The organism is Bacillus sp. EB01 (assembly GCF_000613125.1).
In the GTDB taxonomy this organism is placed as follows: domain Bacteria; phylum Bacillota; class Bacilli; order Bacillales; family Cytobacillaceae; genus Bacillus_D.
Genome location: NZ_HG964497.1, coordinates 477,866 through 503,752, shown reverse-complemented (window position 1 = coordinate 503,752; position 25,887 = coordinate 477,866). Strand labels below are relative to the sequence as shown.

The 25,887-nt window shown below is 44.1% G+C and carries 27 protein-coding genes and 2 riboswitches; of the genes, 25 read left to right on the top strand and 2 right to left on the bottom strand.

Going from position 1 to position 25,887, the window contains the following annotated elements:
• The first annotated feature begins 79 nt into the window (after positions 1–79).
• From TY16_RS02185 to upp, 8 genes are all read left to right on the top strand, one after another.
• The gene (locus tag TY16_RS02185) at positions 80–523 is read left to right on the top strand and encodes a GNAT family N-acetyltransferase (protein ID WP_043930066.1); all 444 of its coding nucleotides are present in this window, start codon (positions 80–82) and stop codon (positions 521–523) included.
• A 148-nt stretch (positions 524–671) separates the two neighbouring features.
• Positions 672–1,706: an L-threonylcarbamoyladenylate synthase gene (locus tag TY16_RS02180; RefSeq protein ID WP_043930065.1), complete on the top strand. Its 1,035-nt coding sequence runs from the start codon at positions 672–674 to the stop codon at positions 1,704–1,706.
• A gap of 282 nt (positions 1,707–1,988) precedes the next feature.
• Positions 1,989–2,543, top strand: a complete 555-nt coding sequence (locus TY16_RS02175; protein ID WP_043930064.1) for a manganese efflux pump MntP — start codon at positions 1,989–1,991, stop codon at positions 2,541–2,543.
• Positions 2,544–2,705: 162 nt separating this feature from the next.
• Positions 2,706–3,149 carry a low molecular weight protein arginine phosphatase gene (locus tag TY16_RS02170; protein ID WP_043930063.1) on the top strand — a complete coding sequence of 148 codons (444 nt, stop codon included), beginning with the start codon at positions 2,706–2,708 and terminating at the stop codon, positions 3,147–3,149.
• A gap of 106 nt (positions 3,150–3,255) precedes the next feature.
• Positions 3,256–3,702 (top strand): ribose 5-phosphate isomerase B, encoded by a 447-nt coding sequence (rpiB, locus tag TY16_RS02165; RefSeq protein ID WP_043930061.1) that lies wholly within the window; start codon positions 3,256–3,258, stop codon positions 3,700–3,702.
• A 108-nt stretch (positions 3,703–3,810) separates the two neighbouring features.
• Positions 3,811–4,386 (top strand): TIGR01440 family protein, encoded by a 576-nt coding sequence (locus TY16_RS02160; protein ID WP_043930060.1) that lies wholly within the window; start codon positions 3,811–3,813, stop codon positions 4,384–4,386.
• Between the two features lie 80 nt (positions 4,387–4,466).
• Positions 4,467–5,708, top strand: coding sequence for a serine hydroxymethyltransferase (glyA, locus tag TY16_RS02155; protein ID WP_043930059.1), 1,242 nt, complete (start codon positions 4,467–4,469; stop codon positions 5,706–5,708).
• Positions 5,709–5,847: 139 nt separating this feature from the next.
• On the top strand, positions 5,848–6,477 hold the full coding sequence (upp, locus tag TY16_RS02150; protein ID WP_043930057.1) for a uracil phosphoribosyltransferase: 630 nt from the start codon (positions 5,848–5,850) through the stop codon (positions 6,475–6,477).
• Positions 6,478–6,809: 332 nt separating this feature from the next.
• Here the strand turns inward: upp and TY16_RS02145 are convergent, their stop codons facing one another.
• On the bottom strand, positions 6,810–7,595 hold the full coding sequence (locus TY16_RS02145) for an AAA family ATPase (RefSeq protein WP_043930056.1): 786 nt from the start codon (positions 7,593–7,595) through the stop codon (positions 6,810–6,812).
• Between the two features lie 99 nt (positions 7,596–7,694).
• On the bottom strand, positions 7,695–8,540 hold the full coding sequence (locus tag TY16_RS02140; RefSeq protein ID WP_043930055.1) for a hypothetical protein: 846 nt from the start codon (positions 8,538–8,540) through the stop codon (positions 7,695–7,697).
• Between the two features lie 168 nt (positions 8,541–8,708).
• Between TY16_RS02140 and TY16_RS02135 the strand changes: the two genes are divergently transcribed.
• From TY16_RS02135 to TY16_RS02055, 17 genes are all read left to right on the top strand, one after another.
• On the top strand, positions 8,709–10,943 hold the full coding sequence (locus TY16_RS02135) for a S8 family serine peptidase (RefSeq protein ID WP_043930053.1): 2,235 nt from the start codon (positions 8,709–8,711) through the stop codon (positions 10,941–10,943).
• Positions 10,944–11,364: 421 nt separating this feature from the next.
• Complete coding sequence (locus TY16_RS02130; RefSeq protein ID WP_043930052.1) at positions 11,365–11,586, top strand: AtpZ/AtpI family protein; 222 nt, start codon at positions 11,365–11,367, stop codon at positions 11,584–11,586.
• A gap of 7 nt (positions 11,587–11,593) precedes the next feature.
• Positions 11,594–11,965, top strand: a complete 372-nt coding sequence (locus tag TY16_RS02125) for an ATP synthase subunit I (protein WP_043930051.1) — start codon at positions 11,594–11,596, stop codon at positions 11,963–11,965.
• 28 nt (positions 11,966–11,993) lie between these two features.
• On the top strand, positions 11,994–12,707 hold the full coding sequence (gene atpB, locus TY16_RS02120) for a F0F1 ATP synthase subunit A (protein ID WP_043930050.1): 714 nt from the start codon (positions 11,994–11,996) through the stop codon (positions 12,705–12,707).
• A gap of 67 nt (positions 12,708–12,774) precedes the next feature.
• Positions 12,775–12,987 (top strand): F0F1 ATP synthase subunit C, encoded by a 213-nt coding sequence (gene atpE / locus TY16_RS02115; RefSeq protein WP_043930049.1) that lies wholly within the window; start codon positions 12,775–12,777, stop codon positions 12,985–12,987.
• Positions 12,988–13,234: 247 nt separating this feature from the next.
• Positions 13,235–13,795 carry a F0F1 ATP synthase subunit B gene (atpF, locus tag TY16_RS02110; RefSeq protein ID WP_043934444.1) on the top strand — a complete coding sequence of 187 codons (561 nt, stop codon included), beginning with the start codon at positions 13,235–13,237 and terminating at the stop codon, positions 13,793–13,795.
• Positions 13,792–14,328 carry a F0F1 ATP synthase subunit delta gene (locus tag TY16_RS02105; protein WP_043930048.1) on the top strand — a complete coding sequence of 179 codons (537 nt, stop codon included), beginning with the start codon at positions 13,792–13,794 and terminating at the stop codon, positions 14,326–14,328. Before atpF ends, TY16_RS02105 begins: the two co-directional genes overlap by 4 nt.
• Positions 14,329–14,351: 23 nt before the next feature.
• Positions 14,352–15,860: a F0F1 ATP synthase subunit alpha gene (atpA, locus tag TY16_RS02100; RefSeq protein ID WP_043930047.1), complete on the top strand. Its 1,509-nt coding sequence runs from the start codon at positions 14,352–14,354 to the stop codon at positions 15,858–15,860.
• A 112-nt stretch (positions 15,861–15,972) separates the two neighbouring features.
• The gene (gene atpG, locus TY16_RS02095; protein ID WP_043930046.1) at positions 15,973–16,830 is read left to right on the top strand and encodes an ATP synthase F1 subunit gamma; all 858 of its coding nucleotides are present in this window, start codon (positions 15,973–15,975) and stop codon (positions 16,828–16,830) included.
• A gap of 220 nt (positions 16,831–17,050) precedes the next feature.
• Complete coding sequence (gene atpD, locus TY16_RS02090) at positions 17,051–18,472, top strand: F0F1 ATP synthase subunit beta (RefSeq protein WP_043930045.1); 1,422 nt, start codon at positions 17,051–17,053, stop codon at positions 18,470–18,472.
• A gap of 20 nt (positions 18,473–18,492) precedes the next feature.
• Positions 18,493–18,900: a F0F1 ATP synthase subunit epsilon gene (locus TY16_RS02085; RefSeq protein ID WP_043930044.1), complete on the top strand. Its 408-nt coding sequence runs from the start codon at positions 18,493–18,495 to the stop codon at positions 18,898–18,900.
• Positions 18,901–19,133: 233 nt separating this feature from the next.
• Positions 19,134–19,223: riboswitch (cyclic di-GMP riboswitch) on the top strand.
• Positions 19,224–19,369: 146 nt separating this feature from the next.
• Positions 19,370–21,655, top strand: coding sequence for an LPXTG cell wall anchor domain-containing protein (locus TY16_RS02080; RefSeq protein ID WP_043930043.1), 2,286 nt, complete (start codon positions 19,370–19,372; stop codon positions 21,653–21,655).
• Between the two features lie 72 nt (positions 21,656–21,727).
• Complete coding sequence (locus TY16_RS02075; protein ID WP_043930042.1) at positions 21,728–22,414, top strand: class D sortase; 687 nt, start codon at positions 21,728–21,730, stop codon at positions 22,412–22,414.
• A gap of 98 nt (positions 22,415–22,512) precedes the next feature.
• A riboswitch (cyclic di-GMP riboswitch) is annotated at positions 22,513–22,600 on the top strand.
• A 12-nt stretch (positions 22,601–22,612) separates the two neighbouring features.
• Positions 22,613–23,437: a transglutaminase-like domain-containing protein gene (locus tag TY16_RS02070; RefSeq protein ID WP_043930041.1), complete on the top strand. Its 825-nt coding sequence runs from the start codon at positions 22,613–22,615 to the stop codon at positions 23,435–23,437.
• Positions 23,438–23,868: 431 nt separating this feature from the next.
• On the top strand, positions 23,869–24,243 hold the full coding sequence (locus tag TY16_RS02065; RefSeq protein ID WP_043930040.1) for an NADH-quinone oxidoreductase subunit A: 375 nt from the start codon (positions 23,869–23,871) through the stop codon (positions 24,241–24,243).
• A complete protein-coding gene (locus tag TY16_RS02060) occupies positions 24,234–24,746 on the top strand; it encodes a NuoB/complex I 20 kDa subunit family protein (protein WP_043930038.1) in 513 nt (170 codons plus the stop codon). Before TY16_RS02065 ends, TY16_RS02060 begins: the two co-directional genes overlap by 10 nt.
• Before the next feature lie 3 nt (positions 24,747–24,749).
• Positions 24,750–25,886 carry an NADH-quinone oxidoreductase subunit C gene (locus TY16_RS02055; RefSeq protein ID WP_043930037.1) on the top strand — a complete coding sequence of 379 codons (1,137 nt, stop codon included), beginning with the start codon at positions 24,750–24,752 and terminating at the stop codon, positions 25,884–25,886.
• Position 25,887: the final 1 nt, after the last annotated feature.

Genomic DNA, 25,887 nt, shown 5'->3' with positions numbered 1-25,887 from the left:
CAGCCTCTTGTCATGTTGTTCTATTCTTTATTCCTCACTCATATTCATAGAGTAGAATACTAGAATTGGAGTGGGGAAAATGCAGTTAACAATAAGACGCGGGGAAAAAACGGATTTTACCAAGATGGTTGAATTTTTAACAAAGGCTGGATTAAGCACAGAGGGTTTGACTGAAGAACTGCAGGGCGGCGTTATATTGGCTGAAGATAGGGAGTGGATAAGAGGATGCCTGGGCATGGAGCAGTATGGAAGCAGCGGGTTGCTCCGCTCTTTAGCCATTTCTCCTGGCATGGGTGAACAGGATTTACTGGCAATGTTTGAACAAATGCTGCTGCTGGCTGCTGAACGAAATATAACAGCTCTATTTCTGGCAACAAATAAACGAAATGCAATTCCATTTTTTGAAATGATAGGATTCAAAAAAATCGTCAAAAACGAATTGCCTTCTGAATTTTTCAATTCTATTCATGTACTGAATGTTTTAAGTATAAACAATTCTATTTTCTTGAAATATTCTTTATAAAGGGTCATTTATCCACAAAGTTATCCACTTTTCCACTGCTGTTATCCACAATATGTTGATAACGCTTGTTTTTACTATCTTCTTCTTTTATTATTGGTTCGAGAACACTTGTGGCTACAGCCGTAAGTTAGATAAAGGTGAAGGTAGAATGGATACAATTATATGGAATGTAGATAACGTCCTTGAAGATACAGATAAAATTAAACAGGCAGCGGCGCTTCTCGCAGCTAACGAGGCGGTGGCTTTTCCGACTGAAACTGTCTACGGGCTCGGCGGCAATGCTGAAAGCGATGATGCGGTCGCGAAAATATTTCAAGCAAAAGGCCGGCCAGCTGATAATCCACTTATCATTCATATTGCTGAAAAAAGTCAAATGACAAAATTTATAGCAGACCTGCCCGAAGTGGCGGAGAAACTTATAGAGGCATTTTGGCCGGGCCCCTTGACTCTCATTCTGCACTTGAAGGAAGGGGTTTTGTCTGAAAGGGCAACAGCTGGTCTTGGAACTGTCGGTGTAAGGATGCCGGATCATCCTGTTGCCCTCGCAATTCTTAAGGAATCGGCGCTTCCAATTGCTGCGCCCAGCGCTAATAGTTCAGGAAAGCCAAGTCCGACTACAGCACGCCATGTTGCGGATGATTTGAATGGGAAGATAGCCGGTATCCTCGATGGGGGAGCAACTGGAGTTGGTGTGGAATCAACAGTCCTGGATTGTACCAGTCCCATTCCTGCTATCCTTAGGCCAGGAGGCATTACCTTTGAACAGCTAGAAGCAGTTATCGGAAAAGTAGAGATCGATCCTGCCCTCCGAAGTGGAGATTCGAAACCAAAAGCACCCGGAATGAAGTATCGCCACTATGCACCTGAAGCTCCGCTATATCTTGTGGATGGCAATAGGGAATTCCTCCAGGCAGCCGCGGCGGATTATATACAGGACGGAAAGCGTGTGGGAATTTTAGCAACGGAAGAAACTGCAGGGGGATATGATGCTAATATCGTCCTTGCGTGTGGCAGGAGAGACAATCTTGAAACCGTGGCAGCCGCACTTTATGATACCTTGAGAATTTTTAATGAACACGAACTTGATATCATCCTGAGTGAAACTTTTCCTGAAGCTGGAGTCGGCCACGCTATTATGAACAGGTTGATGAAGGCAGCCGGAAATAAAGTGATACATGAGTGAAATGCGGAGCAGCGGGATACAGAGGGAATTGAGTGGGCATTTTCATCGCCCGCTGGTTATTAGCTGCTGTGCAAAGCCCGTTGCCCAGGAAAAATCTTTAAGGGCGGTTAACCGCCCTAATTTTTTTCTTATAAACCCAGGATCTTGAGATGTGTCTTAGTTCCAATTAATGCGGGATGAGTCGGTCAGGTAGGTTAAATTTTGCAGTACTTTTCTGAACTTCCTTCTATTCACTGCTGGACGTGCATATCATGAACTAGCATGTCCGGGAGGCTGGTCAGAATGTCGTCATTAGTTGGGGAAATTGCAACGCTGCTTTTAATGGCGTTCGCACTTGGGATGGATGCATTTTCAGTTGGGCTGGGGATGGGTATGTACAGGCTCAGGCTTCGCCAGATTTTAAAAATCGGCATTACGATAGGTATTTTCCATGTTTGGATGCCTCTCGTTGGCATGATTGCAGGCAGGTTCCTGTCAGAGCAATTTGGCTCGTTTGCCTCGTTAATCGGCGGATTGCTGCTGATCCTGCTCGGTATCCAAATGATTTGGGCTGGATTGAGAAAAGGGCAGGAAAGCATTATTACGCCCATTGGTTTAGGTTTGTTGTTTTTTGCCTTAAGTGTCAGCCTCGACAGCTTCTCAGTCGGGCTTACATTGGGGATTTATGGAGCCAGGACCGTGGCAGCAATTGTCTTTTTTGGTTTTGCGGCAACAGTAATGACATGGTTGGGTCTATTAATAGGGAGGAAGGTTCAGGGGTGGCTCGGCTCCTATAGTGAGTCACTTGGCGGCATCATATTGCTGGCCTTTGGCATTAAACTTCTGCTTCCCTTATAATTAGAGGTATAGTGGCCTGGACAGCTTCCGACGTGGAAGCTGTTTTGTTTTGAAGAAAATATTTCCTCTAAAAAAATACCTTTGGTTTTCAAGTTCAAACCGGAGCCTGATTGGATAATTGAGGGTAACAGTTTTATAATGATAGCAAAGGAGGAAGCGTTCATGCATCGTGTGTTGTTTGTTTGTACGGGCAATACGTGCCGAAGCCCAATGGCTGAGGCTATTCTGAAAAATAAGAACCATGAAGGCGTTGAGGTGAGATCTGCTGGCGTCTATGCAATGGACGGGGCTTCTGCTTCATCGAATTCTATAACCGTTATGAATGAAAATAGTATAACTCATAACCATCAATCAAGTCTGCTTACCCATGCTGATGTGGAATGGGCTACGGTCATTCTGGCAATGACGCTCTCGCATAAACAGGCGATTATATCCAACTATCCGCAGGCTGCTTCCAAAACCTTTACCCTAAAAGCGTTTGCGGGAGAGGATGGCTATCCGGATGTGAGTGACCCATATGGGGGCGACGTGGATGTGTATCGGGCGACATTTGCGGAGTTAGTGCAGCTCATTGATAAGGCGATGAGTCGGCTGCTGCGAAAGTAAAGACTGGTTATGTAAAACGTATTCACTGAGTAAATCAGCGCTGGCAGGTTTAGACAAGCTTCCTTCAGAACCGGATTAATCATAACAATTAGCAGGAGGAGTCACAATGAAAGTAGCACTTGCTTCAGACCATGGAGGGGTGAATATCCGAAAGGAAATTGCATCCCTTCTAGAAGAATTAAATATTGAATATAAGGATTTTGGCTGTGAATGCAGCACATCGGTCGATTATCCGGATTATGCCTTGCCTGTGGCAGAGAAGGTTGCTTCTGGAGATTTTCATAGGGGAATTTTGATTTGCGGGACTGGAATCGGAATGAGTATCGCCGCAAATAAGGTGAAGGGCATTCGCTGTGCACTTGTCCATGATACTTTTAGCGCAAAAGCAACAAGGGAACACAATGATACGAATATGCTTGCTATGGGTGAGCGGGTTATAGGGCCTGGCCTAGCCAGGGATATCGCGCAAATTTGGCTGACCACTGAATTCACGGGTGGCCGACATGCCAACCGGGTTGGCAAAATTACTGAATACGAAAAGAAAAACCAATAGGCTTATTATAAAACTGATTGGTAATTTCGCTGAAGCAGGCCGGGTACTCTTTTTATATAATGATGGTTTTGGAGATGGATTTCAGTCTGCCTATAAGGGGGATTAATAATGTCAGATACAATTGAAGAACTTGAACAGGAGTTATCGGAAATCCTCGAAGCGTTTCTAGACCAAGTGAATATTCGTTCCGGAAGCCTGATGGTAGTTGGCTGCAGTACAAGCGAGGTTGCTGGAAAGAGAATCGGGACAGCCGGGACAATAGAAATTGCTGAACTAATTTATCGGCAGCTGGATAAGTTCCGAGATAAAACAGGGGTGAAATTGGCATTTCAGTGTTGTGAGCACTTAAATCGAGCTTTGATAGTCGAAAGGACGACCGCCAGTGACCACAATTTAGAAGAAGTATCTGTCGTACCAGTTCGCCATGCCGGCGGTGCCATGGCTACATATGCGTTTAATAGGATGGAAGATGCTGTTGTAGTTGAATCAATTCAGGCGGAAGCTGGAATTGATATTGGCGAAACCTTGATAGGTATGCATTTGAAGCGAGTTGCGGTTCCTGTCAGGGTGGGCCGAAGAAGGCTTGGGGAAGCTAACGTAACCTTGGCTAAAACGAGGCCAAAGCTTATCGGAGGCCCGCGGGCTGTCTACGAGCGGACATCAGAGAATCTTTCCTGCACCTGAGTATCTTTTCCAATAGGAAACTGCTAAAATAATAGAGAATTTTCAGCATTTTGATTACAGGACGTTCAAGGGGGATTATCATGAAGCATTTGGCAGAACGGGATCCACAAGTTTTTGAAGCAATCCAAAAGGAATTGGGAAGACAGCGTTCAAAAATTGAACTAATTGCATCGGAGAATTTTGTCAGTGAAGCGGTTATGGAAGCGCAAGGATCGGTGCTTACTAATAAATATGCGGAAGGCTACCCTAACCGGCGCTATTATGGCGGATGTGAATATGTAGATATTGCCGAGGACTTAGCTCGTGATCGGGTTAAGGAAATCTTTGGAGCTGAACATGCCAATGTCCAGCCTCACTCAGGCGCCCAAGCAAACATGGCGGTATATTTTACTATACTTGAGCCGGGAGATACTGTACTAGGCATGAATTTGTCCCATGGCGGCCATTTAACACACGGCAGCCCTGTAAATTTCAGTGGGGTTCAATACAAGTTTATTGAGTACGGCGTTGATCAGGAAACACATTTGATTAATTACAATGATGTCCGTGAAAAGGCACTTGAGCATAAGCCTAAGCTGATTGTAGCGGGGGCTAGCGCATATCCTCGTGAAATTGATTTTAAAAAGTTTAAGGAAATTGCCGATGAAGTTGGCGCATATTTAATGGTCGACATGGCCCATATTGCCGGTCTTGTTGCTGCAGGCCTTCATCAAAGTCCTGTTCCTTATGCTGATTTTGTAACATCGACCACGCATAAAACTCTCCGCGGCCCTCGAGGAGGATTAATTCTTTGCCGTGAGGAGTTTGCCAAGAAAATAGACAAGTCCATCTTTCCGGGAATCCAAGGGGGGCCGCTTATGCATGTCATTGCAGCCAAGGCTGTTGCATTTGGTGAAGTCCTTCAGGATTCCTTTAAGGAATATGCCAAAAATATTATTGAAAATGCGAAGGCTCTTGCAAATGGTTTGCAGGCGGAAGGTGTTTCACTTGTATCTGGCGGGACCGACAACCATCTAATTCTGATTGATCTCAGATCGCTTGGATTGACCGGTAAAGTTGCTGAAAAGATTTTGGACGAGATTGGTATTACTGTCAACAAAAACACGATTCCATTCGATCCTGAAAGCCCTTTTGTCACAAGCGGCATCCGTATCGGAACTGCAGCTGTCACTTCCCGTGGCTTTGGTGCTGAAGAGATGAAGGAAATTGCTTCGTTGATTGCTTTTACTTTGAAAAACCATGATGATGAGACAAAACTAACTGAGGCAAAGGAACGCGTTGACGCGTTAACCGAAAAATTCACTCTCTACCCTGAATATTAAATCAAGATAGCCGGCATCCATAAATTGGGCCGGCTTTCCTTTTTACATGTTTGTTGCCCTTGTGAATTTTTTTCTGTAAAATGAGACGAAGTGTGAAACGATATAGTTAACTAAACCAAATAGTAGAGGGGCGATTATAGTGGCAAAAGTTCATGTTTATGACCATCCGCTAATTCAGCACAAGTTGACCTACATACGTGACAAAGACACCGGAACAAAGGAATTCCGCGAACTGGTGGATGAAGTCGCGACACTAATGGCCTATGAAATTACAAGGGACATGCCTCTTGAAGACATTGAAATTGAAACTCCAGTCAGCCTGGCGAAGGCCAAGGTCCTGTCCGGCAAGAAAATCGGCCTTGTTCCAATTCTTCGTGCAGGTATTGGGATGGTCGATGGAATCCTAAAATTGATTCCGGCTGCAAAGGTTGGGCATATCGGGTTGTACCGTGATCCCAAAACATTGAAACCTGTAGAATATTATGTAAAGCTTCCAAGCGATGTAGAAGAACGTGATTTCATCGTTGTCGATCCAATGCTTGCGACAGGCGGTTCTGCCATTGAGGCTATCCACTCCTTGAAAAAGCGTGGCGCAAAGCAAATTAAATTTATGTGCTTGATCGCGGCTCCTGAAGGCGTCGAAGCACTGAAAGAAGCTCATCCTGATGTTGATATATACATTGCCGGGCTTGACGAGAAGCTGAATGACCATGGCTATATCGTACCTGGGCTAGGCGATGCTGGCGACAGGCTGTTTGGAACTAAATAAACAACCAAAAGCGCAAGCGCCTCGGTCATCGCCGTACAAAATGGAGGGACTTCGACTGAGATAAAGGAATCATGAAGAGCGCAAGCGTGTTCGTGCATGACTTATCGTAGGGAGGAGGCCTGAAGTTTGATAAGCGATAGGCGCTCCTCATTACGCTATCGCGTAATTTCGTGCGATGCATCTCGAGGAAGCTTTCCTTGTGGAGCTAGACGTAGACGCTGGAACTGGATTTGCCCAGAATCGTTATTAAATTGTGATATTTAAAAAAGCCGGAACGGAATCCTAAAGGGTTTCGTCCGGCTTTTTTGTGTTTAAATATCCTTTTTCGCTTACTATAGATGCCTTAAGAAACGCTGTGGGTTTTCTAGGAAATCCTTAATCAGGCGTACGTGCTCGACTTCTTCGTATGGGGTTTTATTAAATAATCCTTCATCAAGGGTGTAAATATCTGCGCCGGGAATGGCCATAAGCATCGGTGAATGGGTAGCAATAATAAATTGGGCATCCATCCTGACCATTTCAAGAATAAGAGAGATTAGTGTCAGTTGTTTCAAGGGAGACAATGGGGCTTCGGGCTCGTCCAGAAGATAGAGGCCAGATGGGCGAAATCTTGCCTGGAACAGGTCCAAAAAGCTTTCCCCGTGTGACCGGACCTCCAGTCCATCCCCGTAGAGCTCCTGTAAATCGTAAAGCGTCCTGGCATAAGGAAGCGCTTCGAGGCTAAACTTGTCCCGCTCACGAATTTCTTTTACTGCTTGTTTAGATTCAATTTTTACTTCAGCGAGCTTTCTGGAAAAATTTATAAAGTCATTGGCACGGAAGAAAAACCCGTTTTTTGAACGAATTTTCCACGTCAGCTTTAACTTTTGCCCGAGCTCCCGGGCAGGTTCAAGCGAGCTATCTGAATCAATTGTCACAGCGGAACCAATAAGGGGGATTCCGCTATTGGCGGCAATGGCCTCAAGAAAGGTAGACTTGCCTGACCCATTTTCCCCTACAAATAGAGTAACCTTATTTTCAAAAGTGAAATCTTTGAAGTTTTGAACAAGGGGCAGGTTAAAAGGATAATATGATTCATGTATTTCCTTAACTAGAGTGACACGTTTTAGATGAACCATGGGGCTACCTCCCGTAATCGTTACAGTAACAATAGCAGAAAGTTCAGCTTAACAAAATTAAAAAAACCAAAGCAAGTGGTGCCTGCTTTGGTTTTCCTATCATCGCTGGATAAAAACTTCATTTAGCTTATTAAATTGGATCAGGATTTTTCCTGCACTGTTTATCGTAATTCCTTCTGGCTCTCTAGCTGTATTCAGCTTTACCCTGACTTTGTTTTTGCCATACTTATCAAAGGTCATGTATTCCCCGTTGGATAATAGATAGTATTTTCCATTCCCATAGGCAAACCCTTGGATTGGCTTTCCGGAGGTTGTGCCAATCATTCCGCTAATATGAATCTTTTCACGCCAATCCCTGGTAGCCCATGTACCGCTGCCTAAGTGAATTTTATTAATATCATATCCATCCCCTGATTTGGAAACAGCCACTGCTGTATTTGAATCAAGCATGGCAACGACATTTGGGTGGATGCTTGTAGGAACCTTCCACTTGCGAACTACCGTAAGTGTGGAAGGATTTATTTTTTGAAGGGTATAGCTTTCTTGTCCTTTCACATCCGCCAATTGATAGAGATAACCGCTTTTATACGCAATTGCCTGTCCGTGGCCGATTGTAAGTCGAGCGCTCTTTTTCAGAAGCACTCCCTTAGGACTATATTTGTATATATATCCGTAAGTGGTTTTGTCACCAGTGGCATATGTTAAATACATATTGTTATACTGATCAACTGCAATTCCTTGCAGGCTCCTAATATCATTAAGATTGGTAACAGTAGATGAGTTTCGGTATGGATAAAACAGGGTTTTAACAGAAATCTTGTTACTGAATGTAAGTGAATGTATCGTCATCGCGGCCTTTGCCCGTAACCCGTCGTTCGTTATTGCGAAAATTCCAATCAGTACAGAAAGTAAAACTGCTGTAATTTTGTACCTGGCTTGTTTCATTACGTTCCCCCTGTGTTGTATTTTCTCTGTCTTTTCCATTTTAAAGGAAGCAAAACCCTCTGTAATGGGAACATAGTCGCAAAAAGTATGGCAGTTTTTGGAGAAAAGTGTATTTCGCATACTTTTCATGACTCCGTTAAACCCTATTAAGACAAAGGAGGGTATTGTATGCGGAAATTAACAGTTGCTATGTTTTTAATCTTATTGCTGTGTGAAGTCCAAAAAAGTGAGGCGGCCATATCAGTGCCTCCACTTCCTGAAGAAGATCCGAAAGCTATCGAGTCGGGAATAGTTATTATGAAGGAAAAGGCAACTGAAGATGAAATCCGCAGACTTCTAAAGAGATACCCAAGTGTTAAACTCCGCTATGTATTTTCAGAATCAATTTATGGATTTTCTCTAGAAGGGAATCATGGGGAAATTTTGAAGTTGGAAAAAGAAGCATGGGTTGAGACTTTTTCACCTATTAAAACGTATAAAAGTGAAACTCTCACACAAGAGCTAAATCGGACTAACTCAATAGATAAAGATTATTCAGTGAGCAGCTATCCACTCTTAATTAACACCCAGCAACGGTTGACGGGAAGAGGGGTTAGTGTTGGGGTTATTGATACCGGAATTGATTATACTCATCCCGATTTAAGAAGAGCTTATCGAGGCGGCTGGGACTTCGTTGATCATGACGCTGACCCGATGGAAACAAAAGGAGGCTCTGGTGCGTCAACCATACACGGGACGCATGTAGCAGGAATTATTGCAGCAAATGGAAAAATGCGCGGTATAGCACCGGATGCGATGCTCAGGGCATACCGGGCCCTTGGTCCGGGTGGGACAGGCACTTCTGAACTTGTATTGGCCGCGATTGATCAAGCTATTAAGGATAAGGTAGATATTCTAAATCTGTCTTTAGGCAATGATGTGAATGGTCCTGATTTGCCTATTTCAGTTGCTTTAAATAAGGCAGTTGAAAAAGGGGTTGTCGCAGTTGTTTCAAACGGGAATTCAGGTCCAGGGCAATGGACGGTCGGTGCGCCTGGAACATCCTCTAAGGCAATTTCTGTGGGTGCTTCCACACCTCTTATGAAAGTTCCGTATATATTAATAGAAGGAACAAACGAAAAAATGAAGCTAGAAACAATGGCTGGTTCTGAACAATGGAAATCAAGTCCTTCATTCGATTTAACAGATGGAGGCTATGGCACTGAACATGAGTTGAGACAGTCAAAAAATAAAGTTGCCCTAATCAAAAGGGGAAAGTTGACCTTTGCCCAAAAAGTGCAGAATGCACTAAGAAAGGGGGCTAAGGGAGTAATTATATACAATAATGTAAAAGGCGGCTTTGCAGGCAATTTAAACTCCACTGCCCCATTCCCGGTATCATCAATTACAAATGCTTCGGGAGAACACCTTTTAAGCCGATTAATAGCAGGTAAGGATTCAGCCCGTATTATCTTTAAGGAGGAGAGTAACCTTTTAGCGCCATTTAGCTCAAGGGGCCCTGTTACAGGAACGTGGGAAATCAAACCTGATGTAGTTGCCCCAGGGGTGGCTATTTCCAGTACAGTTCCTGGAGGATATTTGCAATTAAATGGGACAAGCATGGCCGCTCCTTATGTAGCGGGTGTATGTGCTCTCATAAAACAGGCACATCCAGAGTGGACTCCGCAAGAAATAAAAGCGGCACTCATGAATACAGCACTTCCTTTGCATCAGAAAAGCGGTAAGGATTACAAAACCTTTGAACAGGGGGCCGGGCGTGTGCAGCCAGAGAAGGCTGCCAGTCATAATGTGCTTGTTATGCCAGGTTCAATTACCTTTGGAAAAATGCCCAGGACATTATGGAAATCAGCAGAAACAAGTTGGCTTACAATTAAAAATGTTGGCTCAGGAAGGGTTAGGGTTGCCTTTTCGATACCTCCCAGCCAGGCGGGACTTGACTGGAGGATGCCTTTGCCCTTTGAGTTAGGGCCAGGCGAGAAGAAGGCGGTCTCAATTACGTTGCGTATTGATCCCGATGAGTTGAAAGGAAAGATAGCTGAGGGTGCTTTTTCACTGCAAGCCGGAGACAATAAAATCAGAGTCCCGTATATCTTTGCTTACACTGAACCAGATTACCCTCGGGTGATGGGGTTTGAATTTGCCGAGGGCGATGCCCCAGGAAACTATTTATATGAAGTATATTTACCTGGGGGAGCGGAAGAGTTTGGAATTGCCCTTTTCAGAAAATCAGATTATACATTCTCTGGATTCCTTGATTATGGGAGAAGAATTGAAAGAGGATATAGGAAACGGAAAATTGTACAGGAAAACCTTCCCGGCCCTGGACTATATATCGCAAAAATATTTGCCAGGAAAGCGGGAAAAGAGGATATGGTGGAAACGATTATTCAGATTGAACCATGAAAAGAAAATAATGAGGAGTGAGAGTTCAGTAAGTGAAATAAATTTACATACATTATGGAAGGGTAAACTCACTCCTCTTAGGTGGCTTTATACAGTCCTAAATATTTTCAATTGTCGAAAAAACAGGCATCCTTGAATCAAAAATGATATAATACAAACATAAACAATTCACACACAGTGCAAATATAATAGAGATAGTCTATCAAGCTATTTTTACAATTATGACCGCTTTTTGGGAAAGTTTGTGAATCTATTCACCACAAATGAATTGACATCGACAAAGTGCTATTGTATGCTAACAAAGGGCATGAATGATAGGGTTTTCATAAAATTCCTGCAACAATGTTCCATCTATACAGGATTCTTCTATACATAACCTCTTTTGCCCGTTTCTCATTCTCTGAAGAGAGGATGCGATAAAATGCGTCGTGACGAACGCCACCCTTTTAAGGCAATGGCACTAATGTCGGCAATCCTCTCCCAGCTAGTCGGCTCAATCCTGTTTGGCATATTTGCCGGAAGATGGCTGGACGGCAAGGCCGATACGGAACCCCTTTTCTTAATTATTGGGCTGTTCATTGGATTGACAATGGGTGTCTATGCCATGATTCGCCTCATAAATCATTATTACTCAGGAGATTAATACAGACATGTCCGATATTGGGACCATTTATTCCCGGATTCGAAGATACTTATTTTTTTTGCTATCGATTTATGTCCTCGGCTGGGGTTTTACTGACTATCCGCACATATTCGGCGGTCTTATATTAGGCACCGCATTAAGCATGTTCAATTTATGGCTGATGGTGAGGAAAATGGGACAGTTTGATAGTGCTGTTGCACAGGGAAGAAGGGTCCGTTCTTTGGGTTCTATGTCGAGAATGGCAACCGGAGCCCTGTCAGTCATCATATCTATGAGATATCCAGACCAGTTTCATATTATCAGTGTAGTTTTGGGATTAATGACATCCTATATTGTCATTATGATAGATTTTTTCAAAGAATCATTTTTGCGTAATTAGCTTGAGCAGAGAAGCGAGGTGAATACTATTGCATCATGAAAATCCAATAGTGGGTCCGTTTTTTGGTCTGTATTTCAATCTGGCAAACATTTTAATGATTACGGTAGCAACAGCCATTGTGTTCCTTATAGCGTTGCTGGCAACCCGTAAGCTGGCAATGAGGCCGACTGGTATGCAGAATTTCATGGAGTGGGTCATGGATTTTGTAAAGAACATCATTAATAGTACCATGGACTGGAAAACTGGAGGAAGATTCCATATCCTCGGCATTACCCTGATAATGTACATATTTGTCTCAAACATGCTTGGGCTGCCATTCTCAGTCGTCATTAAAGGTGAACTTTGGTGGAAATCTCCAACTGCAGATCCGGTCATAACCCTGACACTTGCAACTCTGGTTGTAGGGCTGTCTCACTATTACGGTGTGAAAATGAGGGGTTTGAAGGGGTACAGCAAGGAATTCTTCCAGCCATTCTGGTTCATGTTCCCAATTAAGCTCATTGAGGAATTTGCTAATACCTTAACGTTAGGACTTCGTCTTTACGGTAACATTTATGCGGGGGAAATCTTACTTGGTTTGCTTGCAGGAGGATTGGCAACCGGATTCTGGGGCAATCTTGCCGCAGTTATTCCAACGCTGGCGTGGCAGGGCTTCTCAGTCTTTGTCGGTGCCATTCAGGCTTTTATTTTTACCATGTTAACGATGGTTTATCTGGCCCATAAAGTCAGCAGTGACCATTAATATATACCCGTCCAAGTTTTGGACAAACAAAACCACTATTTACCTTACACTAAGGAGGAACTTTTAAATGGGTCTTATAGCAGCAGCAATTGCAATTGGTTTGGCAGCACTAGGTGCAGGTATCGGTAACGGTCTTATCGTTTCTAAAACAGTCGAGGGTATTGCACGTCAGCCTGAAGCTCGCGGTATGCTTCAAACAACTATGTTCATCGGGGTTGCGTTGGTTGAGGCGATTCCTATCATCGCGGTTGTTATCGCATTCATGGTTCTAGGCCAATAAAGCTATTCAATGTTCAATAATGGCGAAGATCATTCCATAATGAACCTTCGCCATTGCTTTATGCCCTTATCTTTGAAGGCAGGCAACGGGTTTCCTTCCTTACATAGGGCAGTGTATTTTAGTTGAAAGTAGTTTGGGATACTTTTTGCTTTTTTATGTAGAAAAACCAGTTTGCCAAATATGTGCGACTACAGTTCTATCAAAAAAGCAGATAGCCATCCAAATCATATATGTATCCGGAAATTGTATGACTCTTGAAGGGAGTGACTCGAGGGTGTTGACAAGTTTAGTTTTGGGTGTGGCCGAGAATGGCGAAAAAGCGCCCCTTTTTAACGGCGGAGATATTCTTTTCCAATTAGTAATGTTCATAATTCTGTTGGCATTGCTCAAGAAGTTCGCATGGGGACCGCTGATGGGCATCATGCAAGAGCGTGAACAACATATATCAAATGAAATAAGCCAGGCTGAAAGAGCAAATCTTGAAGCTAAAAAACAACTTGAAGAACAGCGCGAACTTCTGAAAGAAGCACGTGTTGAGGCTCAAGGCCTTATTGAAAATGCCCGCAGGCAGGGAGATGTCCAGCGCGAGGAAATCATTGCGATTGCCCGTACAGAGGCTGATCGGATTAAAGAATCTGCTAAGATGGAAATCGAGCAGCAAAAGGAACAGGCTGTTGCAGCTATCCGCGAGCAGGTTGCCTCACTTTCTGTCTTGATTGCTTCTAAAGTCATTGAGCGTGAGCTAGGTGAGCAAGATCAGCAGAAGCTGATTGATGAATTTATCCAAGAGGCAGGAAAAGGCCGATGAGCACTTCCATGATTGCAAAACGCTATGCGCTGGCTTTGTTCAAGCTGGCTAAAGAACAGGGCCTGCTGGATGTGATTGAAGAAGACCTGAGGGTTGTTAGGGACGTTTTCAATTCCAATAGTGAGTTAAATGCAGTGCTTAAATCCCCGAGATTATCTCTGGACCAGAAGAAAGTCATTGTAAAAGGTGCTTTTACAGGTATTAATCCATATGTGCAAAACACGTTAATGATACTGATTGACCGCCATCGTGAAAATGAAATTCCAGGTGTTGCTGACGGGTATATCGATCTCGCAAATAATGCGAGAGGGATTGCCGAGGCGAAGGTCTATAGTATTCGTCCACTTTCTGATGAAGAGAAAATAGCACTATCTGCTTCGTTTGCCGCTAAGGTAGGCAAGCGTGCGCTTCGGATTGAGAATATCATTGATACCGATCTTCTTGGCGGAATCAAGGTACGCATTGGAAACCGAATTTTCGACGGCAGCCTGCGCGGCAAGCTGGACCGTCTTGAACGTAAATTATTGACCTAGATTTGTAGATAGGGGTGAAACTCATGAGCATCAAAGCTGAAGAAATTAGTGCGCTGATAAAACAGCAAATCGAAAACTATCAGTCGGAAATTCAAGTGAGTGATGTTGGTACAGTTATCCAGGTGGGTGACGGTATTGCTCGTGCTCATGGCCTCGACAATGTCATGGCTGGAGAACTTGTTGAGTTTTCGAACGGCGTTATGGGAATGGCACAAAACCTTGAAGAAAATAACGTTGGTATTATCATCCTTGGACCATACACGGAAATTCGCGAAGGCGATGAAGTCCGCCGTACTGGCCGTATTATGGAAGTACCTGTAGGGGACGCCCTGATTGGCCGCGTTGTTAACCCTCTTGGCCAACCGATTGATGGATTGGGCCCAATCAATACAACTAAGACTCGTCCTATTGAAGCGGTTGCTCCAGGGGTTATGGACCGTAAATCTGTTCATGAGCCGCTGCAGACCGGTATCAAGGCAATTGATGCTCTTGTACCAATTGGCCGCGGCCAGCGTGAGCTTATCATCGGTGACCGTCAAACTGGTAAAACAACGGTTGCGATTGATACAATCATCAACCAAAAAGGCCAGAATATGATTTGTATTTATGTTGCAATCGGACAAAAAGAATCAACTGTACGAAATGCGGTTGAAACACTTCGTAAATACGGTGCTCTTGATTATACAATTGTTGTTACTGCGGCTGCATCCCAGCCAGCTCCTCTATTGTACCTAGCTCCATATGCTGGTGTATCAATGGCTGAGGAATTCATGTATGATGGCAAGCACGTGCTAGTCGTTTATGATGACCTTTCCAAGCAAGCAGCAGCGTACCGTGAGCTTTCCTTGCTGCTCCGCCGCCCTCCAGGCCGTGAAGCTTATCCAGGGGACGTTTTCTACTTGCACAGCCGCCTGCTTGAGCGTGCTGCTAAGTTGAGCGATGCAAAAGGTGCTGGTTCTATCACCGCATTGCCGTTCATTGAAACACAAGCAGGAGACGTTTCTGCTTATATTCCGACAAACGTTATCTCCATCACGGATGGACAGATTTTCCTTCAGTCTGACCTATTCTTCTCCGGCGTACGTCCGGCGATTAATGCCGGTCTTTCTGTATCACGTGTAGGGGGTTCTGCACAAATCAAGGCAATGAAGAAGGTTTCCGGTACACTTCGTCTTGACCTTGCTTCATACCGTGAATTGGAGGCATTCTCCCAATTCGGTTCTGATCTTGATAAAGCTACCCAGGCGAAGCTTGGCCGTGGTGCCCGTACAGTAGAAGTCCTAAAGCAGGATCTTCACAAGCCGCTCGCTGTTGAAAAGCAGGTTGCAATTCTGTATGCGCTGACTCGTGGATTCCTTGATGATATTCCTGTCAGTGATATTCGCCGTTTTGAATCCGAATTCCATTCCTGGCTCGACCATAACCGCAAAGAAGTGTTGGATCATATCCGTACAACGAAGGAACTTCCATCGGACGACGATATGGCATCTGCAATCAATGACTTCAAAAAGACATTTGCAGTTTCTGAATAATTAGAAAAAGCGAAAGCACTCGTTTAGCTTTGAAAAATTATTCTCCAACACAAAAAGGCCCGGGGGAGTATGCCCCCGCGCCGAACTTTGAGAAAAGGGTGGTGAGAGAAGAGTGGCATCATTACGCGATATAAAATCCCGGATAAACTCCACAAAAAAGACAAGCCAAATCACCAAAGCAATGGAGATGGTATCTGCTGCTAAGTGGAACCGGGGTGTGACCAATGCAAAATCATTTGTCCCATATATGGAGAAAATCCAGGAAGTAACAGCTTCCATAGCTGTTGGCAGCAAGGATTCAAATCATCCAATGCTTCAGCATCGCCCGGTAAAAAAGACCGCCTATCTTGTTATCACTTCTGACAGGGGCCTTGCCGGGGCATTCAACAGCAATATTTTGCGTCAAAGCCTTCAGGCCATCCAAGAGCGCCATAAATCCAACGATGAGTTCGGAATTATTGCAATAGGCCGGGTGGGCCGCGACTTCTTTTTGAAAAGGGGCATGAACGTTGTGCTGGATATTGTCGGAATTTCGGATCAGCCGTCATTCGATGATATTAAAGAAATTGCCAGCAATACGGTCGGAATGTTCTCTGATGGTACATTCGATGAACTTCATATGTACTATAGCCATTATGTAAGTGCAATTTCACAGGACGTTACTCATAAAAAGTTACTGCCGCTGACGGATATTGCAGCGTCATCAAAGCTTACATCCTATGAATTCGAACCAAACGCTGAAGAGATTCTGGACGTTCTACTTCCACAATATGCTGAAAGCTTGATTTATGGAGCTCTTCTAGACTCTAAAGCAAGCGAGCATGCTGCAAGGATGACAGCAATGAGGAATGCGACAGATAACGCCCATGAATTGATCAGTTCTTACAGTTTGACATATAACCGTGCACGCCAGGCCGCGATTACTCAGGAAATTACCGAGATCGTCGGCGGGGCATCCGCGCTGGAGTAGATAAAGGTTTTCTTCCTCTATTGGGAAGGATGTAATAGGCCGGGTAGTGGTGCGGGGTGTCCCGCCGTTCTCCCGCCTTTTTAAAGCGCCTGGAATGAAACTTTAATTCCGGCTTTCGGATTATCGCAAATAGGAAAGTATCAGTTCGTACTTTTCTAACGCAAAAGAAAAACGAGGGCTAAAAAGCTAGCCGGTTTTTCTAACGATAGGAGGGAAAACGATGAACACAGGACACGTCCTGCAAGTTATGGGTCCGGTTGTTGACGTAAAGTTCGAAAGCGGTAAACTTCCGGAAATCTATAATGCATTAACTATTAATTCCAAAGCGCGCAACGAATCGGAAGTGGATATCCATCTGACATTGGAAGTTGCCCTTCATTTGGGTGATGATACTGTCCGCGCAATTGCAATGGCTTCAACTGATGGCCTAACTCGCGGCATCGAAGTTACCGACACTGGAGCACCTATTTCTGTTCCCGTTGGTGATGTAACACTAGGCCGTGTATTCAACGTGCTTGGCCAGACAATCGATCTTAAAGAGGATGTTCCTCAAAGTGCACGCAGGGATTCCATCCACCGTGAAGCGCCTACTTTTGATCAGCTTTCTACAGAGGTTGAAATTCTTGAAACAGGAATTAAGGTTGTAGACCTTCTTGCGCCATATATCAAAGGTGGAAAAATTGGTCTCTTCGGTGGTGCCGGTGTAGGTAAGACGGTTCTTATTCAGGAATTGATTAATAATATTGCCCAGGAGCACAGCGGTATCTCCGTATTCGCAGGTGTTGGGGAGCGTACTCGTGAGGGTAACGACCTATACCACGAAATGACTGATTCAGGCGTTATTAAACAAACAGCAATGGTATTTGGCCAGATGAACGAGCCTCCAGGCGCGCGTATGCGTGTTGCCCTGACTGGATTGACAATGGCTGAATTCTTCCGTGATGAGCAAGGCCAGGATGTACTGTTCTTCATGGATAATATCTTCCGTTTCACTCAGGCGGGTTCCGAAGTATCTGCTTTGCTTGGCCGTATGCCTTCAGCGGTTGGTTACCAGCCGACGCTTGCAACAGAGATGGGACGCCTTCAAGAGCGTATTACATCTACAAACAAAGGTTCTGTTACATCCATTCAGGCAATTTATGTACCAGCCGACGACTATACAGACCCGGCCCCGGCTACTACTTTCGCCCACCTGGATGCAACAACGAACCTTGAGCGTAAGCTTTCCGAAATGGGTATTTATCCAGCGGTGGATCCGCTTGCATCGACTTCCCGTGCCTTGTCGCCATCAATTGTTGGTGAAGAGCACTATGAAGTTGCCCGCCAAGTACAGCAAACTCTGCAGCGTTATAGGGAACTGCAAGATATCATTGCAATCCTGGGTATGGACGAACTCGGTGATGATGACAAGCTTGTTGTACACCGTGCGCGTCGTGTTCAAAACTTCCTGTCACAAAATTTCCACGTTGCTGAGCAGTTCACAGGCCAGCCTGGATCATATGTGCCAGTTAAAGAAACAGTTAAAGGCTTCCGTGAAATCCTTGACGGCAAATACGACCATCTTCCTGAAGATGCATTCCGCCTCGTCGGCCGCATTGAAGATGTTGTTGAAGCAGCAAAACGCATGGGTGTAGAGGTTTAAACCAGCCAGGAGGGTGAAAAATGAGGACGATTAAAGTCAGTGTTGTAACTCCCGATGGCCCGGTATATGAATCTGATGTTGAGATGGTCAGCACGAAGGCCCAGAGCGGTGAACTGGGAGTCCTTCCCGGCCATATTCCAATGGTTGCTCCGCTGGAAATTGGTGCTGTAAGGATGAAAAAGGATGGAAAAACCGAATTTGTTGCAGTAAGCGGTGGATTCCTTGAAGTCCGTCCAGACCAGGTAACAATTCTGGCCCAGGCTGCTGAACAGTCCAGTGCCATTGATGTGGAGCGTGCCCTGCGTGCGAAAGAGCGTGCTGAACAGCGGCTCAGAGAGCGACAGCAGGAAAATGTCGACTTCAGACGGGCTGAGCTTGCTCTGCAAAGAGCTATCAACCGTTTGACTGTTGCTGAAAGAAGATTATAAGATTAGATAACGAAGGCTGATTACAGAGTCGTCCACAAGCGGCGGCTTCTGTAATCAGCCTTTTTTAGCTTAGCAAAAATTTTATTATTTATATGGGAAATTAGGTAATGGTAAAAAATAGTTTATTTGTATTATTTTTTCTAAATTGGTTTATTCAAGAGTTTGGCCGGGTATCTCAAATATTGTAATAAATAAGCCAACAGGAGCAACTCCATAAAACTTATTCCAATACATATTGAAAAAGGCAAACCATCTGAAAGGATGGGACGCAAAGCCTAGGAACCTGTAATCAGTAACTTGATCATGGTCGTCCAGCTGCCAGGACTCATTTCTGGCAGCTTTTTGTTGTTTTTAATAGGTCCTTAATGGCTAATGCCATTTGGAATAATGAACATTCTGGGGGAGGTGTCTCAAAATTAGACTGAATATTCGGAATACAATTAAAGAATAAAGAAAGAGGGGACTGTCTTTGAAAAGAAAAACATATAAAATCACATCACTACTTTTCTTAGTATTGCTTATGATTTTTAACCTACTTCCAAATGGGGCTGCTTCAGCCAACAATAAAAGTAATGGAGGAGCTGCGCAGCCTAAGGAAGGTTATGAAATGTTTAAGGTGGATTCAGAGTCCTGGAAGGATGGTGTTTATAAGCATCATGGGGGAAACCTGGAACTCAATTTGAAGTTTGAAACAAATGCAAAGAAAAAGGAAGCTAAAGCGGTATCTTGGACCTCCAACATTCCTGTTTACTTTGTTTATGTAAAAGGAGGAAGAGGCGGCATAGAGACTCCATATCCAGAAGGGGCGACATCAGGGACAGGCTTAACTGCGCCGAATAATAAAGGAATTAGCCATATTGCTTTTTATTATAAAAATATTGATCCTCCAAAAGGGGAGGAAGGCCCTCCGGAAGAAGGAACAACCCCACCGGGTGATGGAGAGAAACCGCCAGGAAACGGAGATAATCCTCCGGGAGGCAGCAACCCTCCGGGCGAAGGAGATAATCCACCGGGCGACAGCAATCCTCCTGGTGATGGAGATAATCCACCTGGGAATGGAGGGGACAACGGAAACAGCAAAACTAATAAATATAAAGTCAACTTAATCAAGGGTTGTATGCCATTGGCGGACCATGCTTTCTTCATCCTGACAGATGGGAAAAAAATAATACTAGATAAGTATATTATTACTTTAAAGGATGTTGAAACAAAGGATATTGATAAGGTTGGGGTTGTCCTAAAAAGCGGGACAGTGCTTGTATTTGAAAGGGAAGACGTTTTAGTAGACTCCCCTAAAAATGAAAATGGAACAGTTGTATTCAAGATTGTCTGTAAAGAAGCAGCCCCTCCAGAAAGCGGTGAAAACCCTCCTGTTGAAAAGGACAAGCCAGCGAAATTCAAAGTGAATTTTATTAAAGGCTGCATGCCACTTGTTAATTATGCCTTTTTCATTCTTAACGATGGCACTAGAATCAACCTTGAAAAGAACACAATTGAACTTGAGGATATAACTCTTGATGATATCGACAAGGTGGGTGTTGTCCTAAAGGATGGTAAAGAACTTATTTTTGAAAAAGAGGAAGTGGTAGTCGAATCTCCCAAAAACAAAAACGGGACAATTGTTTTTAAAATAGAGTGTAAGTCAGATGAACCCCCTACCGAGAAGCCTGAAGCAACCAAAATTAAATTGGTTCTGAAAGATTGTTATGGAATAGTAGATAAGGCGTGGCTCATTTTAACAGACAATAAAGAAGTGGAGTTTCCTTCGTTCACCAGTATCCTTAAGCTCGAGGGCATCGACAATGGAGACCTCAAGGGTATTAAAGTGAAAGTAGGCGAAAAGTTAATAATCTACTCGCTTTCAGACCAAAACGTTAAGGTAAAGGTTAAGGAAAACGGCACGATTGTTATTACGATTGACTGTCCAAAAGCACCGCCAGTCGAGCAGCCTGAACGAATAGAAGTGAAGCTGATTATTAATGATTGTATCGGGATAGTGGACAAAGCATGGCTGCTGCTAGCTGATGGCAGGGAGTTAGAATATACTTCCCTGATGGATTTGGTAATGCAATTGGAAAAAATAAGTTTAGATGATATTAAGGGTGTGAAAGTGAAGGCGGCAGATAAGATAAAAACATACCTCCTATCAGATCCAAATGTGACGAAAGAAGTAAAGGATAACGGAACCATAGTTATCAAGGTGGACTGTGAGACCGAACATCCACCGATCGAGGAGCCAGTAGAATTGAATGTTGAAGTTATTCTTGGAAACTGTATTGGTTTGATTGAGAAGGCAGCTCTCATTTTGAAAGACGGAGGAACAGTAGACTTTAATGTTGATGGAGACTTGCAGACTTTGCTTCTTAAACTAAAAGATATCGAAAAAGAGGATGTCGAAGGACTGATGGTAACAATTGAAGGAGAACACTACACCATCCTTCTCTCGGAACTGAATGAATCAGAATTAGTCTTTAACGGAAATAAAATAACAATCAAGCTAAAATGTGATGAGCCTGATGACGGTGGCGGTGTGATAATTGAAGAACCTGCAGTGCCAGGCGGCCCGGTATCACCAAGTGTTCCATCAGAAGGGCCGATCATTTCGGATGACAACCCTCAAGGTGGAGTAGGAGGAGTTGGCGGGGAATTGCCGCAAACCGGTGAGAATAGCGCAATTGGATTTTACCTGGCTGGGTTACTCCTGTGCCTTGCGGGAGGAGGAATGCTCCGAACTTTGAGGAGGAATCCTGCATAATAGGTGTATGTGGAGGGAGAACTGCTTCTCCCTCTTTTTATTAAGTAATAGATTGAAATGAGGGAAGAATTGATGAAAAAAGCATTGGCATTCCTTTTAATTTTCTCAGGCCTGACAATAATCTGCTACCCCTCTGGAAAAAACCTGTACATCGACTATCTTCAACAAAAGATGATACGAGATTGGGAAAATGGAGAGAATGGTTTTCTGGAAGCGAAGGAGGCAATAAACAGCTTTAGCCAGCTTACTGATATCTTCTCGGAGGCATTGACAGAAGCCCCTGTTCTAGCAGTGGATACATCGGCTCAGGAGGAATCTGTGCAATCGGATAAAAAAACTGAAAAGAAAGCTGAAGCGGAAAAACCACAAATATTGGGGACGATAGAAATTGAAAAAATAGGTGTCAGGCTCCCTATCCTTAAAGGGGCTTCCCAGGAGAATATGAGGTATGGAGCCGGTCATTTGACGGGGACTGACTATCCCGGGGAGAAAGGGAATGCCGCAATTGCCGCTCATAGAAGCAGGACCTTCGGCAGGATGTTCAACAGACTTGGAGAGCTGGAGGAAGGTGACACAATAGTAATCAAGGACCGGAGTCAGACATTCAAGTATACTATTTTCAATTCCTCCATCGTTTCTCCGGATGATACATCTGTCTTAAAGAGAAATGGTGAAGACCAATTATTGACCTTGATTACCTGTGATCCAGTTGACAAAGCTACTCACCGATTAATTATCCATGCAAGGCTGGTTCCTTAAGTCGACAACCTTTTCAATATGGGAAATTATTCAAGAAAATTGTAGATATATGGTGTTTGCTCAGTTATAATAATAGACAAAGAGAATAGAATCACTCTTTTACGAAAGGGCAAACCTGTTGAAAGGCAGGGACGCAAAGCTATAGGGCCTTCACCGGAATTAAGGAAAGGCAGCCTAGCTACCGAAAGGAGAGTTTTTTTGCGCAAATTTATAAGTCTGCTGGTTGTTCTTTTGTTATTTCTGCCCCTCGAATCGACTGTTGCACAGGCCGCCCTTGCCACTTCTCAAACCCAGACTGAAGCGACAATCAACACGAATTCCCTTGCCAAGGGAATTATCTCTGTAGGCTTCAAAACCAAATCCGGTAAAAAGGCCAAAGTAGGGGTTGCCAAGAACGGAAAAACGTATTATTACAATCTGCCTAATAACGGTACCCTTACACAGTTCCCGCTGCAAATGAAAAATGGTGAATACACCGTAACCGTTTTTCAACAAACAACTGGAAATTACTATAAATCAGTAACCTCAAAAAAGGTAACCCTCAAACTGAAAGACTCTAAAACTGTGTTTCTGCAATCCGTCCAGAATGTAAAGTGGACAAGATCCATGTCACCGATTAAGACTGCTTCAAAGCTTGTAAAAGGAAAGACAAGGACCGAGGACAAGGTTAGGTCAATCCAAAACTATGTTGCCCGCAATGTGAAATATGATTATGAAAAGTACCGTAATGTGAAAAGTGGATATTTGCCAAATATTAATACCACTTATAAGAGTAAGAAAGGGATTTGCTACGATTATGCAGCCCTGTTCGGCTCGATGCTCAGGAGCCAGGGAATTCCTGCAAAGCTCGTTACCGGCTATTCCACAAATGCAAAAGGATTGCATGCCTGGAACGAGGTTTATATCAAAGAGCTGAAGAAATGGGTCATTATTGATACCACTGTTGATGCAGCTACTAAAAATTATTCCGGTAAATCCATCTATAAGAAAGCGTCCGATTACAAGAAACAGTATGAATATTAGAAGGAACTCCGCCTGAACGATTGTGTTCACCAACAATCAGGCGGTTTTTTAGCCTGAACAGGCACCCGGGAGACCAATAGCAGTGAGTGTCAGCAAAACTTGTATGGATAGACTATAAACTAAGTAGATATGAAAAAGGTCTGTACTGAATACATATAGTAGGGATAGAAGGGCTTAAACGCCGACTGGCGGTGAGTGATTGATAATTGATCGAATTACGCTGCATAGCGCCGCCACGGCAACCGGGATGAAGGGGAATTTGCGAAATAGGTCAGGGGCTGAAGAAATTTATCGAAATAGAAAGAAAGGGGAAGAAGTCCAGTACTCTTTTTCTTCCTGGCTTTGTCGACACACAAATGCAACAATGCTATAATGAATTCGGTTACATGTTTAACAAGTGTGAAAATTCTACAACATTGGAGGGGATAGGCATGGATCTGCTGAATGTATATCAGAATAATTATCTGATAGTCTTTGTGTTTCTGTGTCTCGGGGTTTTGCTGCCAATTGTGGCACTGTTTCTGGGGAAGCTTCTGCGCCCGCACAAGCCAAGCGACGCGAAGTATACTACATATGAAAGCGGGATTGAGCCGTTTCACGATTCACGAGTGCAATTCAATGTCCGCTATTATATTTTCGCCCTGATGTTTGTTATTTTCGATGTGGAAACAGTATTTTTGTATCCTTGGGCGGTAGCCTATGATAAGCTCGGTATCTTTGCATTGATCGAAATGCTCATTTTCGCATTGATGCTTGTACTAGGGCTTGTTTATGCATGGAAGAAGAAGGTGCTGAAATGGAACTAAAATTGGATAATATATCACCAATAGAAATGGAAGAAATGAAGCGGAATGTCTTTTTGACTACTCTTGAACAAGTGAAGGCCTGGGCCAGGAGCAATTCCCTTTACCCAATGACCTTCGGGCTTGCTTGCTGCGCGATCGAAATGATGGGTGTCGGAGCCGCAAATTATGACCTTGACCGATTTGGATCCTTTTTCCGAAATTCTCCTCGGCAGTCGGATGTCATGATTGTATCTGGAACTGTGACGAAAAAAATGGCCCCGATTGTCAGACGGCTCTATGACCAAATGCCTGAACCGAAATGGGTGATTGCAATGGGTTCTTGCGCCACTGCCGGAGGACCCTATGTAAATTCTTATTCTGTTGTAAAAGGTGTGGATCAAATTGTTCCGGTGGATGTATATATTCCCGGCTGCCCACCAAATCCAGCAGCCTTGATTTATGGAATTAATAAACTGAAAGAGAAAATTCGATACGAGGCGAAGACGGGGAAGAAGGTGATCTAACCGATGAGCGGTGAGAAGGATCTCGAACAATTAAAAAAGGAAGCGGTCGAGAAGGCAAAGGCCGCAGCTGCCGCAAAGCGGGCGGCAAAAGCAGCACAGGAGGCCTCCGGGACCGATGTGCCTGTACATAATGAACCTCCAGCAAAAACTGAAAAACCAGAATCAAAATCTGCTGATTCGGAATTGGAAAAAAAGAAAGCAGCGGCCGCTGCAAAGGCAAAGGCGGCAGCATTAGCAAAACAAAGACGGGAAGCTGGAACCGGCAATGAGCTTACTCAAGGAGCACAGCCAAAACCAGACGCAGAACCAGTGCAAAGTGATGACCAGGATTTAGCCAAGAAGAAGGCAGCCGCAGCAGCAAAGGCAAAAGCAGCAGCACAAGCAAAGCAGGCTGGCAGTGATGGAACCGACGCTGCAGCAGGTGATGAAAAAGCAAAGGCAATTGCAGCAGCGAAAGCAAAGGCGGCAGCAGCGGCAAAGGCAAAGGCTGCAGCACAAGCGAAACAAGCCGGCACAGGTGCAGCAGAACCTGATGGTGCTGATGAGAAAGCGAAAGCGATTGCAGCGGCGAAAGCGAAAGCCGCGGCGGCTGCCAAGGAACGCGCTGCAGCATCAGCCAAAAGCGGTGGAGAAAAGGAAGAAGCGGCACAAGCAGCTCCATCCCCTAATAAACCTTATCTTGATAAGTATGTAAAGGTAATTGAGGAGAACCTTGGAGCCCATGTTCTGGAAGATTCCTATATTAATAAACTTTCAAAGGATGTTCCAACCCTTGTTGCCAAACCGGATACCTACTTCAAGGTTGCGCAATTCCTTAAATTCAATGAACAGCTTAGCTTTGATTATTTATCGGAGTTGCATGGGGCCGACTTTGAAACACATATGGAACTATATGTTCATTTGTACTCATACAAAAATCGCCAATCTGTGGCACTGAAAGTTAAGATTAATCGTGACGAGCCAACAATCGAATCCCTGCACCCATTATGGGCAGGTGCAAACTGGCCAGAATGTGAAGCATACGATTTGCTGGGGATTACATTTACAGGGCATCCGAAACTGCATCGGATTCTCCTGGGAGATGATTGGGTAGGCCATCCACTTAGAAAAGACTACGAGCAGTACGACGTGGAGGTGTAAC

Bases quoted from the DNA above. Each gene is read 5' to 3' on its own strand.
- atpE (WP_043930049.1), top strand. From the start codon at position 12,775: ATGGGTCTTATAGCAGCAGCAATTGCAATTGGTTTGGCAGCACTAGGT.
- atpF (WP_043934444.1), top strand. From the start codon at position 13,235: ATGACTCTTGAAGGGAGTGACTCGAGGGTGTTGACAAGTTTAGTTTTG.
- TY16_RS02075 (WP_043930042.1), top strand. From the start codon at position 21,728: ATGAAAAAAGCATTGGCATTCCTTTTAATTTTCTCAGGCCTGACAATA.
- TY16_RS02145 (WP_043930056.1), bottom strand. From the start codon at position 7,595: ATGGTTCATCTAAAACGTGTCACTCTAGTTAAGGAAATACATGAATCA.
- TY16_RS02170 (WP_043930063.1), top strand. From the start codon at position 2,706: ATGCATCGTGTGTTGTTTGTTTGTACGGGCAATACGTGCCGAAGCCCA.
- TY16_RS02175 (WP_043930064.1), top strand. From the start codon at position 1,989: ATGTCGTCATTAGTTGGGGAAATTGCAACGCTGCTTTTAATGGCGTTC.
- TY16_RS02140 (WP_043930055.1), bottom strand. From the start codon at position 8,540: ATGAAACAAGCCAGGTACAAAATTACAGCAGTTTTACTTTCTGTACTG.
- rpiB (WP_043930061.1), top strand. From the start codon at position 3,256: ATGAAAGTAGCACTTGCTTCAGACCATGGAGGGGTGAATATCCGAAAG.
- TY16_RS02160 (WP_043930060.1), top strand. From the start codon at position 3,811: ATGTCAGATACAATTGAAGAACTTGAACAGGAGTTATCGGAAATCCTC.
- TY16_RS02180 (WP_043930065.1), top strand. From the start codon at position 672: ATGGATACAATTATATGGAATGTAGATAACGTCCTTGAAGATACAGAT.
- TY16_RS02055 (WP_043930037.1), top strand. From the start codon at position 24,750: ATGAGCGGTGAGAAGGATCTCGAACAATTAAAAAAGGAAGCGGTCGAG.
- TY16_RS02185 (WP_043930066.1), top strand. From the start codon at position 80: ATGCAGTTAACAATAAGACGCGGGGAAAAAACGGATTTTACCAAGATG.
- TY16_RS02085 (WP_043930044.1), top strand. From the start codon at position 18,493: ATGAGGACGATTAAAGTCAGTGTTGTAACTCCCGATGGCCCGGTATAT.
- TY16_RS02130 (WP_043930052.1), top strand. From the start codon at position 11,365: ATGCGTCGTGACGAACGCCACCCTTTTAAGGCAATGGCACTAATGTCG.
- atpD (WP_043930045.1), top strand. From the start codon at position 17,051: ATGAACACAGGACACGTCCTGCAAGTTATGGGTCCGGTTGTTGACGTA.
- TY16_RS02105 (WP_043930048.1), top strand. From the start codon at position 13,792: ATGAGCACTTCCATGATTGCAAAACGCTATGCGCTGGCTTTGTTCAAG.
- TY16_RS02065 (WP_043930040.1), top strand. From the start codon at position 23,869: ATGGATCTGCTGAATGTATATCAGAATAATTATCTGATAGTCTTTGTG.
- TY16_RS02135 (WP_043930053.1), top strand. From the start codon at position 8,709: ATGCGGAAATTAACAGTTGCTATGTTTTTAATCTTATTGCTGTGTGAA.
- glyA (WP_043930059.1), top strand. From the start codon at position 4,467: ATGAAGCATTTGGCAGAACGGGATCCACAAGTTTTTGAAGCAATCCAA.
- TY16_RS02125 (WP_043930051.1), top strand. From the start codon at position 11,594: ATGTCCGATATTGGGACCATTTATTCCCGGATTCGAAGATACTTATTT.
- atpA (WP_043930047.1), top strand. From the start codon at position 14,352: ATGAGCATCAAAGCTGAAGAAATTAGTGCGCTGATAAAACAGCAAATC.
- TY16_RS02060 (WP_043930038.1), top strand. From the start codon at position 24,234: ATGGAACTAAAATTGGATAATATATCACCAATAGAAATGGAAGAAATG.